Annotated in this window: 10 protein-coding genes and 1 pseudogene; all 11 read right to left on the reverse strand. The window is 56.8% G+C overall.

Annotation, left to right across the window (positions count from 1 at the left end; genetic code table 11):
• Positions 1 to 616 precede the first annotated feature (616 nt).
• Positions 617 to 3,628 carry an aminotransferase class III-fold pyridoxal phosphate-dependent enzyme gene (locus ROLI_RS13115; RefSeq protein WP_187431502.1) on the reverse strand — a complete coding sequence of 1,004 codons (3,012 nt, stop codon included), beginning with the start codon at positions 3,626 to 3,628 and terminating at the stop codon, positions 617 to 619.
• A 220-nt stretch (positions 3,629 to 3,848) separates the two neighbouring features.
• The gene (locus ROLI_RS13120) at positions 3,849 to 4,850 is read right to left on the reverse strand and encodes a 2-hydroxyacid dehydrogenase (RefSeq protein ID WP_187431501.1); all 1,002 of its coding nucleotides are present in this window, start codon (positions 4,848 to 4,850) and stop codon (positions 3,849 to 3,851) included.
• A 114-nt stretch (positions 4,851 to 4,964) separates the two neighbouring features.
• Complete coding sequence (locus tag ROLI_RS13125; RefSeq protein ID WP_187431500.1) at positions 4,965 to 6,632, reverse strand: L-lactate permease; 1,668 nt, start codon at positions 6,630 to 6,632, stop codon at positions 4,965 to 4,967.
• A gap of 188 nt (positions 6,633 to 6,820) precedes the next feature.
• Entirely contained in the window at positions 6,821 to 7,474 is a 654-nt protein-coding gene (locus tag ROLI_RS13130) for an LUD domain-containing protein (RefSeq protein WP_187431499.1), read from the reverse strand.
• A complete protein-coding gene (locus tag ROLI_RS13135; protein WP_187431498.1) occupies positions 7,471 to 8,895 on the reverse strand; it encodes a lactate utilization protein B in 1,425 nt (474 codons plus the stop codon). The genes ROLI_RS13130 and ROLI_RS13135 overlap by 4 nt, the downstream gene beginning before the upstream one ends.
• Positions 8,892 to 9,671: a (Fe-S)-binding protein gene (locus ROLI_RS13140; protein WP_187431497.1), complete on the reverse strand. Its 780-nt coding sequence runs from the start codon at positions 9,669 to 9,671 to the stop codon at positions 8,892 to 8,894. Before ROLI_RS13140 ends, ROLI_RS13135 begins: the two co-directional genes overlap by 4 nt.
• A gap of 55 nt (positions 9,672 to 9,726) precedes the next feature.
• Positions 9,727 to 10,173 (reverse strand): phasin family protein, encoded by a 447-nt coding sequence (locus tag ROLI_RS13145; RefSeq protein WP_187431496.1) that lies wholly within the window; start codon positions 10,171 to 10,173, stop codon positions 9,727 to 9,729.
• Positions 10,174 to 10,211: 38 nt separating this feature from the next.
• A complete protein-coding gene (gene lpdA / locus ROLI_RS13150; protein WP_187431495.1) occupies positions 10,212 to 11,957 on the reverse strand; it encodes a dihydrolipoyl dehydrogenase in 1,746 nt (581 codons plus the stop codon).
• A gap of 12 nt (positions 11,958 to 11,969) precedes the next feature.
• Entirely contained in the window at positions 11,970 to 13,217 is a 1,248-nt protein-coding gene (locus ROLI_RS13155; protein WP_187431494.1) for a 2-oxo acid dehydrogenase subunit E2, read from the reverse strand.
• A 24-nt stretch (positions 13,218 to 13,241) separates the two neighbouring features.
• Positions 13,242 to 15,899, reverse strand: coding sequence for a pyruvate dehydrogenase (acetyl-transferring), homodimeric type (gene aceE / locus ROLI_RS13160; protein ID WP_187431493.1), 2,658 nt, complete (start codon positions 15,897 to 15,899; stop codon positions 13,242 to 13,244).
• A 208-nt stretch (positions 15,900 to 16,107) separates the two neighbouring features.
• A pseudogene (locus ROLI_RS13165) lies at positions 16,108 to 17,004 on the reverse strand (acetyl-CoA C-acyltransferase); the annotation flags it as partial.
• Between the last annotated feature and the right edge of the window lie 2 nt (positions 17,005 to 17,006).

Here is a 17,006-nt window from a genome sequence, read left to right on the forward strand (position 1 = left end):
TCAGCTATTTACGGCTCGATTTGCCCAAGCGAGAGTTTTTCTGACAAAGACGGATAGGGTTAAAACCGCCGTTCTGGCGCGCATGGTGATGGAGCTGGAGCCGCAGAAAGAAACACTTCCCATTATTTTGGTGTTACGCGAATTCTACATGGCAAACGCAGTTTGTTGAAGGAACGGACAGCCGCATTGAACCGGCAAAAGACCGCATATCTTTCGCGCGGTGGCTTGGTGTTTTGACGTTTTATGCTGGTTTCCAAGGGGCGGCCTGACATCTCGCTGCCCTTCATTTTGGGCAACCGGTATGAAAGGCCAACGGGAAATTGCCTACGTCGGGCTTGATGCGTCGAAGGACACCCACCTATCCCGCGGCCTCACAGCCACCGTCAAGGGCCATAAACAAAAGGACACCGGCCAGCTGATATTCCAGAACTCCAAAGGATGAAGTAATAAATGCAATGATGTGGGTATTGGAGCTGGAAACCCTTAAGGCTCCAAAAAACCGCTACAGCGAAATCAACGGGATGGGAGCGCCATAGATCAGGTATTCGCAACCCACGGCGGTGTTCAAAAATCGCCCTCAGCCCTCCTTAAAACCGCTTGCCGCATAACGCATACGCTAGCTCTGCCAAAGTTCTACTTCCGCCAGTATTTTTTCCAGCGTCGCTGCAATCATGTCAATATCATCGGCTTGAATGGTAAGGGGCGGTCGTATTTTCAGGATGTTGTCTTTGGGCCCTTCGCTTCCGATCAAGATGCGATGATCCCGCATCCGATTTTTGACATAGGCACAAATCTCAGGGCTTTCGCTGCCATCAGGGTTGATCAATTCAACGCCTACAAAAAGACCCATGCCGCGCACATCGCCCACAGTGTCAAAGCGCTGCTCGATATCGCGCAGCTGTGTCATCAACCGGTCGCCCATGCGTTTGGCGTTGTTTTGAAGGTTTTCCGCATCCACAATATCCAAAACCTCTTTTCCGATGCGGCAAGACAGTGTTGAGCCGCCAAAGGTAGAGAAAAACTCGATACCATTGTCGAAAGCCTCGGCAATATGGCGTGTGGTCACGACCACACCAATCGGATGGCCATTCCCGATGGGTTTGCCCAGGACAACCACGTCAGGCACGGCACCTTGCTGCTCAAAGCCAAAATAGTATTCGCCCAGGCGACCCAGTCCAGTCTGTACTTCATCGGCAATGCAAACACCCCCTGCCGCGCGGATTTTTTCATACACTTTTGGCAAATACCCATCCGGGGGAATGATCTGGCCACCCACGGATGGAAAGGTTTCTGCGATAAACCCCGCCACGCCGTGGCCTTTGGTTTTGAGTGCGGCGATCGCCGGATCCACCAGATTGGCAAACTGCTGGGCACGATCGGGATCATTGCGCCCAAAGCGTCCGCGATAATCATCCGCGACATCAACCAATTCCACCCAATCCGCTTGTCCGACCCCGCCGGGTTTAGCGAATTTGTAAGCCGAGATATCAATCGCGCCGGTGGTATTGCCGTGATATCCGTGATCGGGCGTGATCATTCCCTTGTCACCGGTGTGGGCGCGGGCCAAACGCAGCGCCAGCTCGTTGGCCTCTGATCCGGAATTGACAAAAAAGCACACCTCAAAGCTCGCGGGCAGCTTGGACAGGATTTTCTCGGCAAAAGCAGTTTGCGCCGGGTGCAGATACCGCGTGTTGGAATTGATGCGTTTAAGCTGTTCGGCGGCCACGTTCTGGATGCGCGGATGGGCATGCCCGACATGCGGGACATTGTTGTAGGCATCCAGATAGACCCGCCCCCATTCGTCAAACAAGTGGTGGCACCAACCGCGCAACACCATGACAGGTTCTGAATAGGTCAAACTGAGGTTCCCCGCAAAATAACGCTGGCGTTTGGTCTGTTCCTCAGATTTTGCCGCAGCGGCATAGGCCAGTTTTGTAGCGGGCAGATTGAGAAGCACCGCGGGGTTGGGACAGAGTGCCTCCCACATTTGCAAATCATCAGGATCGGCCACACCCGGCCAGGAGGGTGCCATGCCATCCGCAGTCATCAGAAATTGAAAATGCAGGTGCGGGGCCCAACCGCCATTCACATTCTGCGCCCCAAAGGCGCAAAAAACCGCGCCCGCTTCAACCCAATCCCCAATCTGAAGCTGGTCCAGAAACATCGGATCAAGGTGACCGTAAAGCGTGTAAAAACCGTCGCCCTGCGGTGTTTCATGCCTCAGAACAATCATGCCGCCGTAATCGAGCGGGTCAGATCGGTATTCGGCCACCATCACCTGGCCGCGCAGAGGCGCATGAACAGACGTTCCGGCGGGGGCAAAGATATCAACGCCCAAATGCACGCTGCGCCGATCATCTGCTTTGAAGGGACCCGCCCGAAAGGCATCGTCGGTGTAGATCAACCGCGGCTCGCGATAATACCCCAACCAAAGGTCATTTGCCTGTGCATCAAGCCCTCCCAAGGCGGCGGCTTCGGAGGGGGTCATGGCAAAGGGGTTCTGCGGTTCTGAGGAATGCTCAACCGAAAGCGCGCCCATGGGGACCTCATCCAGTTTCATGTCCGTAATTGGGGCAAAATCGCCCTGCCCTGCCAACCAATCCAGAACACGCTCAGCGCCCTCTGTGACAGGCAGGCCGCATGCTGCGCGCAAGCGTGCATTGATCATGTTGGGGTGGCTGTGGACCCGTTCCAGAAACCGCCATGCGGGCGCTTGGGATATCGTGACGTAGGGATCATCCGGGTTCTGTGCAGCCATCAGGGTTGAATTCACCACGCTGACCGCCAGGCGCGCGCGCAACAGCGGCCAAATCAAATCAACCTCGCGCGCTTGAAGCGGAGAGGTGCTGTGAAAACCTGCCACCAGAGCCGCAAGTGCCCGTTCAGGATGATCATGATCCAATACGATATATGCGGCGGCAATCGCCAGATCGCAAACCCGTGGTGCTGCACACATATCGCCCAGATCGATCAGCCCGGAAACTGAAAGATCAGCGCCAAGCCGACCCTCGACCAGAATGTTATAGTCATTCGCGTCATTGTGGATGGCCTGATGCGGCATCGCTTTAAGCGCGGTCTGTATTTGTCTGAAATCGTTTCCGATTTCTTCTATTAGGACCCGCCGCTGAGTATCCTGAATGCTGTCGATCTGTGCGGTGAACCAATCGGCCTGTGTCAGGTTCCATTTGAAGTCGCGAAGAAGTCCGGGGTGTTCAAAGCTTTTCAGCGCAGTGGCGCACCGACCTAAGACGGCCCCAACATCCTGGATCAACGCGAGGCTTTTGGGCGCAATCTTCGCATAGCAACGCCCCGCCCGTTTTGTCAGCACCCATAAAAGCCTGAGCTCGCCGTTTGCGTCGCGGATTTCTGCATAGCGTCGCCCGTCCTTGCAACGCACAACTGAGGGCACCGGCACTGTGGGATCGTTCTGCCGTATATGGTCAAACGCCTTGATTTGCATGTCGATCAAGTCCGACGCGCAGCCCGGACGCATGACTTTCAGAATATAGCCCTGCCCATCTTGGGTGGCCGCAAGAAAGTTAAGATCATACTCCCCGTCAAGCGCTTGGAGCTGCGCTGTGATCTGCCAATGCTGCGCAAGCTCTTGTGTCCAGAAGTCTATCGACATGGTCTCAATCCATCTTTTTTCCCTATGTAGATGGTTGCCGCATTTCGTTCTGGATTCACAGCCAGAATGTTTGGGGTGGTGTCAAAGGTTGGATCGAGACGATGTCACATTTGACAAATCAGCGATTGATCGAAGGGCGCTGCGCACCAGAGTTGGTTGTGAGGGCGTGGCGGAATTGGTCTGCGCGCTCCCTTGCCAAAGCCCATGAGGGGGTCGAGAGTTATCTATCGCTCGCCCCCGGCACGCGGTAAAGAGGTTCCCCATCGCGCTGAAAACCCGTCACGTTGGCGATTGTCATCTCAGCAATGGCGGTCAGGGCCTCATGAGTAAAAAACCCCTGATGTCCGGTGATCAAGACGTTGGGAAATGTCAGCAGGCGCGCAAACAGATCGTCCGAAATGAAGCTGTTGGACAAATCCTGAAAGAAGAGATCCGCCTCCTCTTCGTAAACGTCAAGACCGACGCTGCCGATCACGCCGCTTTTCAAACCTCCGATCATCGCGCCCGTATCTACGACCGCGCCGCGACTGGTGTTGATCAGCATTACGCCACGCTTCATCTTCGCAATTGCCACCGCATCAATCAGGTGGTGCGTCTGGGGGGTGAGCGGACATTGCAAAGTGATCACGTCGCTGAGGCCAAAAAGTTCATCAAGGCCGACATAGCGCACACCGAGCGCCTCGCAGGCCGGGTTCTGCACTGGATCATGGGCGAGCAGGCAGCAGCCAAAACCGTTCAGGATCCGGGCCACAACCGCGCCGATCTGGCCGGTCCCGACAATGCCGACCGTTTTTGCGTGCAGATCAAAGCCAAGCAGCCCATCGAGCGCAAAATTCCCCTCCCGGACACCGTTATAGGCACGGTGAGTTTTGCGATTGAGCGTTAGCATCATTGCCACGGAGTGTTCCGCGACGGCATGCGGCGAATAGGCCGGGACGCGTGCCACGACAATGCCCGCCTTATCTGCGGCGGCAAGATCGACGTGGTTGAACCCGGCTGAACGAAGCGCGATCAGCTTGACACCGCCATCGGCCAACGCGGCGATGACCGGTTCACTGAGGTCGTCATTGACAAAGGGGCAAATGACCTGCGCACCGGCTGCAAGCGGCACGGTGTCCAGCGACAGGCGCGCGTCAAAGAAGGCCAGCTCATGCGTGTCGCCGCTCGCCTGCGCCAGGTATTTTACATCGTAGGGTTTTGTGCTGAAGACTGCGATCCGCATTTACATCCCGGAGGCCGACGTATCGATGTCCGCCATATTATTTGCGTTGTTTCTTATCGATTGGGCGCATCCCGGCGTTACGGCAGCCGGCCCGAATGCGCCCGTACCGGTTGTTTACAGAGCCATCACAACGACACCAATGATCCCGGTAAAGACCAGATAATAGATCGTCGGAATGATTGTTTTCGATAATACAGCCCCTTCACGCCCCAGAAAGCCCACGGTTGCCGCCGCGGCGACCACGTTGTGAATGGCGATCATGTTACCGGCAGCCGCACCGACCGCCTGCAGGGCTATGATCATCGGTGTCGATTGTCCCAGTTGTTCCGCCACGCCGTATTGAAACTGGCTGAGCATCATGTTGCTGACGGTGTTGCTTCCGGCAATAAAGGCCCCCAATGCGCCCACCGTTGCGGTGAAGAACGGATAGACGTCACCGACGACCGCTGCCAGCCAGGTCGACATGGCAACGGGCATGCTCATCAAATCCGCGGTGTTGACGCCTGAGTTAATCAGGATCCGGACCATCGGAATTGTAAAGGCCAGCACGAATCCGGCACCCACCAGCAGCTTTGCAGACTCGCCCACAGCCTCCCCGAATTGCGCAGGTTTCATGCGGTGCAACAGCACCGTCATAAGGGCGACGAAAACCAAGATGCCACCAGGCAGATAGAGCGGTTGGATGCTTGCCGAAATGCCAGTTTCGCCAAAGATATCCTTCATTCCAAAAGAGACTGAGACCAGGAAGCTTTTGAAGTCAGGCCAGACACGGCTGAGCACCAGGATACCTGCGACCAAAATATAGGGTGTCCATGCCATCACGGAAGAAATGGGCGCTTTGTCGGTCAGTTTTTCGAGCTTGATCTCCAGATCACCAATCCACTCCGAGGGCCATTGCTCGGCGGGCGCAAAATCCCAGTTGTCCTTGGGCAGCAAAAACCCCTTGCGCGCTGCCGTCACCACAATGGCAAGTGCAACCAACGCACCGATCAGGGAGGGGAATTCCGGCCCGAGAAAGACGCCCGCAAGCGCGTAGGGCACCGAGAAACACGCAGCGGCAAAAAGCGCAAATGGCACAATCGACAGACCCTCCGTCCAGGATTTATGCGCGCCAAAGAAACGGGTCATCATCATCACCATCAGGATCGGCATAAACAGCCCAACCAAAGCATGGGTCATCGCCACATTTGAGACAATAGTGCCATAGAAGGCTTCCCAGGACGATCCCTGCGCTTCAAGCTGCGCAGTCACCGCGACCTTATCCAGACCGCTTGTCACACCGATCACGATGGGTGTGCCAACCGCGCCAAATGAAACGGGCGTGCTTTGTACCATCATGCCCATGACGACAGCGGCCATGGCCGGGAACCCGATCGCCACAAGCAGGGGCGCAACGATCGCGGCGGGGGTGCCAAAACCAGACGCGCCTTCGATGAAGGATCCAAACAGCCAGACAATGATGATCATCTGCACCCGTCGGTCCGGGCTGATCTCGGTAAACCCGGAACGGATCGTCGTGATTGCGCCGCTGTGTTTGAGCGTGTTGAGCAGCAAGATCGCGCCAAAAATGATCCACAGAACCGATACGGTGATCAACAGGCCTTGCACCGTCGATGCAGCGACACGGCTGAACGGCATGCCCCAGAAAAACAGCGCAATAAGTGCTGCGGACAGATACACCAGCGGCATCGCGTTGCGTGCCGGCCATCGCAATCCGACCAACAGGATACCGGCAAGCGCAATGGGCGCAAAAGCGAGTAAAGCTTGAATTCCTATAGACATATTCTGGTCTTTCTCTGAAGAAGTTGACGCTGAGCAAACGGCTGACGCAAGGAAAGCGGGACTGGGAAAAGACCTTGAGGGTGCCAAGAGCTTTTGGGGTCCACGCAGTTACCAACGCGGGTGATGTCGCCTTCGTTCGTCAGCCAAGGTGCGCGCGCGCACGGCCTGAAGCGCGACATATTTTCGCGTCACGGTGGCACGATCAAAATATGCATGTGCTTTGGCCCATGCGCACCGCGAACATTTATGGCTTCGATATCTGCGGTGCCGCTGGTGCCAGTGACAATCGTGAGCAATCTTGATTGCGGGGCATGCGCGCCCCCCAACAGAGGCCAAAGGTCTTCGGTGTATCCGATCAAGGTGTCTGTTCTTAAAACCACAATGTGGTACATCGGCAAGAAGTTCAGAAGTATGGGGCTGTCAGCACCCGATCGGAACACCACGGAACCTGTTTCGGCAATTCCGTATTCGGCCAGTGTCACCGCACAGCCCCGGTCTTTTTCAAGATCTGGCGAACACGCGAACCCGGACCAATCCAACCCGTTCAATACAGCGCAGTTTTGCACGCAGATGTCTGTGCCCTGCCCGATCTTTTTCAAATATTCCGACACAGCCCTCGGGATATCGCGCTTGGCCGCCAACTGATCCACGGTCGCGGTGACACGTTCTGAGGTTGCTTTGGCCACGAACCGGTCGAGCAATGTCTCGCCCGCAAAACCCGGTTGGGTGACCTCTGGGTGGGCCACTAAATCTGCCGCCTCTTTGGCGATGTCCTCTGCCGGGCGCGCGGGGGATCTTTTGGCCGACCTGATTGCCCCAAAAATCAAAGCCCTGTCGCTCATGGTCGTTTCTCCCCTGCGTGCTTTGAGGCTTTATATTGCTGCATGAAGCTGCCTTTTTCGGGCCGCGGCAAATCGCGGTATTTCACCCAGCCTCCGGCCATGGGCATACGCCGGATACGTGTGCGCCCGAGCGACAGAAGGCGCATCCCAAACACGGCCATTCCGGTTGCAAAATGATATAATTTCGGACGGCGGGCTACAAAACGCCACGCGCCCAAAGCGAGTTTCGTCACGGGCGAGGCCAGTTTCGCTTCCCACTGGCGCGCCCTTAGATTTCGCAGCATGTCCGGCAGCGGGATATTGACAGGGCAGACCTCTTTGCAACGCCCGTTCAAAGTGCAGGCATTTGGCAGGTCCTTGGCGGCCTTCAAAGATGACAGCGCAGGGGTCAAAACCGATCCCATCGGGCCGGGATAGACAGCACCGTAGGCATGCCCACCGATGGCGGCATAAACAGGGCAATGGTTCATACAGGCCCCACACCTGATACATTTGAGCATCGCCTGCAGGTCGCTGCCCAACATTTCGCTACGATGATTGTCAACCAGAACAATATGATAGGCCTCGGGTCCATCCGCATCACCGCTGCGTTTGGGGCCATTGTAAAAGGTCGTGTATTGAGTGATTTCGGCCCCAATGGCGGCGCGCGCCAAAAGCCGCAAAAAGACGCTGGCATGCGCCATTCCCGGAACAAGCTTTTCGATACCGGCCGTCACGATATGCACCTTGGGCGGTGTACAGGTCAGTTCCGAATTGCCCTCGTTAGTAACGGTTACAGTCGCACCAGTGTCCGCGATCAGAAAGTTGGCTCCGGATATGCTGACGTCCGCCGACAGGAATTTCTGGCGTAATTCACGCCGCGCAGAGCCTACCAGATCAGGAATATCATGCGTATCCGGTGCGATGTCGTGCAAATCATCAAAGAGCTGTGCGACTTGTTCGTGGGTCTTATGCATGGCCGGCATCACGATGTGGCTCGGCGGGTCTTGTGCCAGTTGAATGATGTGCTCGGCCAGATCGGTTTCGATCCGTTCAACCCCTGCATCGCTCAGCGCTTGGGCGATGCCGATTTCCTCGCCCAGCATCGATTTGACCCGTGTGGCGGTCTTTGCTCCGGCCTGCGTGCAGATCTTTGTGACGATCCGCCGCGCCGCCTCGGGGGTTTTGGCCCAATGTACAGTGGCACCATTGGCGCGCGCGTTGGTCTCGAACATCTCAAGGTAGTGGTCCAGGTGCGCAAGCGTGTGGTCCTTGATCGCGCCAGCCCTTTCGCGGGCCGCGCCGTATTCCGCGTATTCATCGATGACTTGCCTGCGCCGCGCCTGGAGCAACCCTGTTGTGCGCGAAAGCGCGATCTTCAGATCATCATCCGCAAGGGCACGCGTCACATGTTCCTTGAACCGATCAGAGGTTTGAATCATGACCCCTCCCCGCAAATACCGCCATCGCCAGCCATGCCCGCCAGAACCTCAACAGTGTGAAACGCTTTGACCTTATGCCCCTCACGCGACAGCTTGCCCGCCATATTCATCAGACATCCCAGATCACCAGCCAGCAGCGTATCCGCTTTGGTTTCCACGATGTTGCGGGTTTTTTCGGCGACGATAGCGTTGGAGATATCCGGGTATTTCACACAAAACGTGCCACCAAACCCGCAGCAGGCATCATTGTCTTTGAGCGGTGTCATCTGCAGGCCGTCAACATTTGCCAACATCGCGCGCGGCTGATCACGAACCCCCAGATCGCGCAGCCCCGAACAGCTGTCATGATAGGTCGCAAGCCCGTCATAGCGGACATCCTCGGGGTGATACCCTATCACGTCCGACAGGAAGCTTAAAACTTCCCACGTCTTGGCGGACAAAGCGGACTGACGTTCAATCCAATCCGGCTCATCGCCGAAAACCTCGCCGAAATGCGTGCGGATCATGCTGGCGCAGGACCCAGAGGGCACCACAACATAGTCATATCGCGCAAAGCTCTCAATGATCTGCTTGGCGATGGCGCGGGTCGTCGCGTCATCACCGCTGTTAAAGGCGGGTTGTCCACAACATGTCTGGGCTGATGGCACCTCGACATCACACCCCGCCGCTTCCAATAGCTTGAGAGTGGCAAACCCGATGTTGGGTCGCATCGCATCAACAAGGCAGGTCACAAACAGACCAACGCGGGGCCTGTCTGAAGCTGTATGTTCTGTCATCCGATTTCCTTTCCGATCTATCCCGAGGCCCTGAGCCGCTGCCCCTTGACTGGTGTTATGACCCTTTCGAGCCCATCATGTTTTCGGCCTGGTCTTTTATGGATTCAAACGCCTTTTCATTGGCCTCGCGCGTGGCCTCGGCCATTTTCTGCATCAGAGAAAGCGCCTGTTCCACGGCCTCATTCATCGCCTCGGTTCCGGCTTGGATCGTGGCGGGGTCACCTGCGTCTTTCAGCTTTTGTTGAGCGGGCTCGATCGCTGATTGAAAGATCTCCATCTGTTTTGCCAGCATGTCCCTATAGCCTTCGGCAGCCGCCTTATTCGCCTCTGCCATGGCTTCGAAGTTGCGCTGGTTGGTCTCAATGAACGCCGACAGATCGGGCATGCCTTTATGTGTCTGTTGCAGCGATTTCATCATCTCTGAAGGATCAAAGACCTTTGACATCGCCTCCGGGTTGAAGGCTTTGAACATGTCCGACATATCAAATGGGGTCTTGGTCATTTTTTGTCCTCTCATTGGTGTTGCATCAAAATTGGGGGTTAGTGGCGTTTCTTCGGCGGCATCAAATCCGTGATCGTTCCTTCATACATCTCTGCCGCAAAATTCACCGTTTCCGAGAGCGTTGGGTGGGGATGGATCGTGTGGCCCAGATCAGTCGCGTCACAGCCCATTTCGATGGCCAATGCGACCTCGGCAATCAAATCGCCCGCGTTGGTGCCCACAATGGCGGCGCCGATGACCCGATCATCGGTCGGGTCAAAGAGCACCTTTGTCATGCCTTCGGAGCGTGCATTGGACAACGCACGCCCGGATGCCGCCCAGGGAAACACGCCCTTGCCAAATTTTACGCCCTTTGCCTTGGCTTCGGTTTCCGTGATGCCGACCCATGCGACCTCGGGATCGGTATAGGCCACGGATGGGATCACCATCGCGTCAAAGGCGCGCTTTTCACCGGCGGCCACTTCGGCGGCGACCTTGCCTTCGTGCACGGCCTTATGCGCCAGCATCGGCTGGCCAACGACATCCCCGATGGCAAAGATATGTGGAACACCGGTGCGTTGCTGATTGTCCACGGCGATAAAACCGCGTTCATCCACGGCAACGCCAGCCGCTTGCGCATTTATCAACTTGCCATTGGGCCGGCGCCCTACGGAAACCAGGACCTTGTCAAAAGTATCACTTGTGACCTCGCCCTTGGCATCCTCGAAAGTGACCTTGAGGCCTTTCTTCTGCGCCTCCATCGCCGTCACCTTGGTTTTCAGCAAAATCTTCTCATAACGCTTGGCGATCCGCGTGTGCAGGGGCTTCACCATATCCTTATCCGCACCGGGCATCAGCTGGTCCATGAACTCCACAACCGTAATTTTGGAGCCGAGCGCATCATAGACACAAGCCATTTCCAGACCGATGATGCCACCGCCGAGGATCAACATGCGCTTTGGAATATCGCCCAGTTCCAGCGCCCCTGTGCTGTCCAGAACCCGCGGATCATCATGCGGAATAAAGGGCAGCTCAACGGGTTCGGACCCCGCAGCGATAATGCATTGATCAAAGCTGAGTGTCTTGGTGCCGTCGTCGCCCGTGACCTCAATCATATTGGGGCCGGTGAATGTACCCGTCCCGCTTACAACCGTGACTTTGCGCCCTTTGGCGAGCCCATCAAGACCCCCGGTAAGCTGCGCTACGACACCGTCTTTCCAACCACGCAAAGCATCCAGATCAATCTTGGGCTTGGCGAAGGTCACACCGTGGGCGGACATTTCTTCAGCTTCGGTCAACACCTTGGCCACGTGAAGGAGCGCTTTTGATGGGATACAGCCCACGTTGAGGCAAACGCCGCCCAGCGTCGGGTTGCGTTCGATGAGAACCACGTTTTTACCCAGATCAGCGGCGCGGAATGCCGCTGTGTAGCCGCCGGGTCCAGACCCCAGAACAACCACCTCGGCATGGATGTCGCCTGGGCCGGTGGCGGTAGCGGTGCCTGTTGCCGCTGTGGCCACGGGTGCCGGGGCGGCTGTGGGTGCTGGAGCAGCCGCAGCGGGCGCCTCGGCAGCCTCCGCGCCTTCAAGCACCACGATCACCGACCCTTCGGAAACCTTGTCACCTTCGGCCACCTTGATCTCTTTCACCACGCCCGCTGCCGGGGATGGCACTTCCATTGTAGCTTTGTCGCTTTCCAGCTCGACCAGCGGATCTTCGACGGCAACGGTGTCGCCGACGCTGACCAGAATGCCGACCACGGGGACCTCTTCGAAGTCACCAATATCAGGAACTTTAATGTCCATGTCCGCGCCCCCTTACAGCATCAGCCGGCGTACATCGCCGAGCAGGTGTTTCAATGTGGCGCAGAACCGCGCGGCGAGCGCGCCATCAATGGCGCGGTGGTCATAGCTCAGCGACAGAGGCTGCATGTTGCGGGGCTGGAACGCCTCGCCATCCCAGACCGGTGCAATTTTCGAGCGTGTCAGGCCAAGGATCGCCACCTCGGGGGCATTCACAATCGGTGTGAAGGACGTACCACCGATCCCGCCCAGCGAGGAAATGGTGCAGGTTGCCCCCTGCATATCTGCGCTCTTCAACTTGCCGTCACGAGCCTGTGCGGACAGATCGCCAAGTTCCTTCGATATCTGCACCAAACCCTTGCGATCCGCGTCCTTTATCACCGGCACCATCAAACCGTTTGGCGTGTCGGCGGCAAAACCGATGTTGAAAAAATCCTTCTTGATCAGCTTGTCGCCATCAGGATGCACGGAAGAATTCACCTCCCAATGCTGTTTGAGCGCGGAAACGGAAGCCTTGATCACAAAGCTGAGCAAGGTCACCCGGTAACCTTCGGTTTTGGCCTGGGCGTCCAGCTCCCTGCGGTATGTGTCGAGGTCGGTAATATCCGCCTCCTCATTATGCGTCACATGCGGGATGTTCAGCCAACTGCGGTGCAGCGCGGGACCGGACAGCTTTTTGATGCGGGGCATCTCCACGTTCTCGATGGGACCAAACTTGGAAAAATCCACAACCGGGATTGGCGGGATCCCCATCCCTCCAGATTGAGCGCCCCCTCCCGCAGCAGGTGCCGTGGTGGCTTTGAGAAACTTGGTGACGTCCTCGCGCAGGATACGACCTTTGCGGCCTGTACCATTGACTTTGGTGATGTCGATATCGAGCGTGCGTGCAAAAGCCCGGATCGAAGGCGACGCATGAGCCTTGCCAAATCCCGCATCAGTGACCGGCGCGACAGAAGCCTGCGCAACGGGGATGTCCGGCACCGCAGCCGCCGGGGTCGCCGCAACAGGTGCGGGCGTGTCCCCGGAACCCTCTTCCTCGATGACCAGCAAAGGCGTCCCCTTCGAGACATTCTGCCCTTCGGAGATGAGGATCTCGACGATCTTGCCGGCTGCCGGACTTGGCACCTCCATCGTGGCTTTGTCGCTTTCGATCTCGACCAGCGAGTCCTCGAGCGCGACCATATCACCAACAGCAACCAGAATGCCCACAACGGGTACATCTGCAAAGTCTCCGATATCGGGAACCGTAACTTGGGTTGTCATATTTCTTCTCCTTTTCCGGCGTCCTCAGACGAGCCGTGGGTTCGGCTTGTCGCCGTCAATGTCATATTTGATAAGCGCTGCTTGCATTTCGGCCTTGGTAATGGCCCCGGCCTCAAACAGCTCACTCATCGCGGCGGCCGCGATATGGTTTGCGTCCACCTCAAAGAAACGACGCAGGTTGACGCGACTGTCAGAACGCCCAAAACCATCAGTGCCCAGAACGGTATACCTGTTGGGAACAAAGGCGCGGATCTGTTCGGCGTAATTCTTCATGTAATCCGTCGCTGCGATAACCGGACCTTTGGCGCGGCTCAGCAATTCAGTCACATAAGGCACTTGTTTATCAGACAGCGGACTGAGCCGGTTGTGGCGCGCCGTATCCTGACCCTCACGGGCCAGCTCGTTGAAGCTGGTGGCCGACCAGATGTCGGAAGTGACACCAAAATCCTCTTTCAACATGCGTGCCGCTTCAATCGCTTGAACCAATATCGTGCCAGACCCCATCAGGTTGACGTGCTTTTTGCCGGGCCTTTTGGTCTGAGACATGCGGTAAAGGCCCTTGATGATGCCCTCTTCGACCCCCATCGGCATATCCGGGTGGCTGTAGTTTTCATTCATCAGAGTGATGTAGAAACTGATGTCTTCCTGATCGACGAACATCCTTTGCAGCCCGTTGTGCAGGATGACGGCCAACTCATAGCTAAATGTCGGATCATAGGTCACACAGTTGGGAATGGTGGCGGCCAGGATATGGCTGTGGCCGTCCTCATGCTGCAACCCTTCGCCGTTGAGCGTTGTGCGTCCCGCCGTGGCCCCCAAAAGGAACCCGCGTGCCCGGCTGTCACCCGCCGCCCAGGCCAGATCACCTACGCGTTGATGCCCGAACATCGAATAATAGATGTAGAACGGGATCATCGGCACACCATGGTTGGAATAAGACGTCGCCGCCGCGATCCAATCGGCCATGGCACCGGCCTCATTGATGCCTTCCTGCAAGACCTGCCCATCGATGGTCTCTTTGTAAAACATCATCTGATCGGCGTCTTCGGGCGTGTAGTTCTGCCCCAGCGGATTGTAGATGCCCGCCGAGCGGAACAACCCCTCCATCCCGAAGGTCCGGGATTCATCGGGGACAATTGGCACCACGAATTTTCCGATCTTTTTGTCCCGCAGCAGGGTCGTCAAAATGCGCACATAGGCCATTGTCGTCGAAATTTCGCGATCCCCGGTGCCCTTCAGCTGCGCTTGGAAATTGGACAGGGGTGGTATTTCCAGTTTGGGTGCATCCCGCCATTCACGTTTGGGGAATGGGCCGCCAAGGGCGCTACGGCGATCCGCCAGATAGGCTTTTTGCGCGTTGTTCAAGGATACAAACGGTGCCTTTGGCAGGTCCTCATCCGACACTGGAATCTTGAACCGGTCGCGGAAATCACGCAGCTGGTTATCGGCAAATTTCTTGGCCGAATGAGTGGTATTCTGACCCTCACCCGCCGTGCCCATACCGTAACCTTTGACCGTCTTGATCAGCAAGCAGGTCGGCTGCCCCTTGGTGTCGCTGGCCGCTTTGAACGCGGTGTATACCTTTTGCGGATCATGGCCGCCCCGACGCAACGCCCAGATTTGATCGTCTGACCAGTCGGCAACCAGTGCCGCTGTTTCTGGATATTTGCCAAAGAAATGCTTGCGGATATAGGCGCCGTCCTTGGATTTGAACGTCTGGTAATCACCGTCAACGGTTTCATCCATCAATTGTTTCAATCGCCCGGTGGCGTCATTTTCCAGCAGATTATCCCAGCCTTTGCCCCACAAAAGCTTGATCACATTCCAGCCTGCACCGCGAAAATCGCCCTCAAGCTCTTGCACGATCTTGCCGTTTCCGCGCACGGGTCCATCGAGACGTTGCAGGTTGCAATTGACCACAAAGATCAGATTATCCAGCCCTTCGCGGGCCGCCAGGTCAATTGCGCCACGCGATTCTGGCTCGTCCATTTCACCGTCGCCGAGGAAAGCCCAGACCTTGCGATCGTCCATGTCGATATGGCCCCGGTTGTGCATGTATTTCATGAACCGCGCCTGATAGATCGCCATCAGCGGGCCAAGCCCCATCGAGACCGTCGGGAATTGCCAGTAATCCGGCATCAGCCAGGGGTGCGGATAGGATGACAACCCGCCACCATCGACCTCAGAGCGGAAGCTCTCCATCTGTTCCTGCGTCAGGCGCCCTTCCATGAAGGACCGCGCATAGATGCCCGGAATCACGTGACCCTGAAAGAACACCAGATCGCCACCGTGGATCGCTGATTTAGAGCGCCAGAAGTGGTTCAACCCGATGTCATACATGACCGCTGAGGAGGCAAATGAGGCGATGTGCCCCCCGTATTCACTGCTTTCCTTGTTGCGCTGCACAACTGTCGCCATCGCGTTCCAGCGGTTGATGGTCCGAATGCGCCATTCCATTTCCAGATCGCCAGGTATCTCAAGCTCATCGTCCGCAGGGATCGTATTCTGATAGGGTGTCGTGGCGGAAAACGGCAGTGTTGCTCCAGCGGCACGGGCCTGCTGCACAGCCTTATCCAGCAGATAATGGGCGCGGTTCGCCCCATCTTTTTCAATAACGTCCTGAACGGCCTCCTGCCATTCCTGCGATTCCAGGGGGTCTATATCGGTGTTTTGAATGATCATAGTTTCTTCCTCACACAAAGAATTGGGTGCCATTGGCGCGGAGTGTGGAGCTCTTGTTAAAGCCCGCATCATCAGACGCGCGCAAAGCCATGCAGCGCGCGATTTCTTCAGGTTCTCCCAAGCGAGCGGCAGGTATTTCCGCGATGATGCTCTCGCGGATTTTCTCGGGCACGACCAACACCATGTCGGTGCCAATGTCGCCAGAGCAGATCGCATTGGCTGTGGCATAAATTGGACCAACGCCCATGATCGACGGATCGAGGCCCGCCGTGGCGTAGGATGCGATGCGCGCAAGAGGTTCGATCCCACGTTTTTCTGCATCATCCGCATGCATCAACAGCCCTGCAGCGGCACCATCATTCAGCCCAGAAGCGTTCGCAGCGGTTACCGAGCCCTGCTTGGCAAAGGCAGGGCACCGTTTTTCAAGGGCACCGATAGTTGCCCCGTGGCGGTTATATTCGTCCTGCTCGACGACAATGTCGCCCTTGTGGGTCTTCACCGCAAAGGACGCAATTCCATCGTCAAACCTGCCCGCCTTTTGCGCCGCTTCGGCCTTGTTCTGTGACGCTACGGCAAAGGCGTCCTGATCTTCACGGCTGATCTGCCAATGGTTTGCAACGTTCTCTGCGGTCTGGCCCATGTGATAGCCATTAAAGGCATCCCACAACCCGTCCGAAATCATGGTATCGACCAGTTTCAAATCGCCCATCTGCTGGTCGGCACGCATGTTTTGCGCATTGGGAGACAATATCATGTTTTCCTGACCCCCGGCGGCTACGACCTGGGCATCACCCAGCTGGATATGCTGGGCATCCAAGGCAACGGCGCACAGGCCCAAGCCGCAGACCTGATTGATCGAGCATGCGGAACTTTCTTGCGGCAACCCTGCTTTGATATGGGCCTGACGGGCCGGGTTTTGCCCTTGGGCAGCGGTCAAGATCTGACCCAGAATGGTCTCGGATACCTTGCTATTTTCGATCCCCGCGCGCGCCACCACGGCCTCCAGAACGGCCGCACCCAGATCATGCGCCGGCGTCGTGGCAAACCCGCCCCCAAAGGAGCCCACGGCGGTTCGGGCGGCGGATGCGATTACAACATGTGTCATGG

This window comes from Roseobacter fucihabitans (assembly GCF_014337925.2).
GTDB classification, from domain to species: Bacteria; Pseudomonadota; Alphaproteobacteria; order Rhodobacterales; family Rhodobacteraceae; genus Roseobacter; species Roseobacter fucihabitans.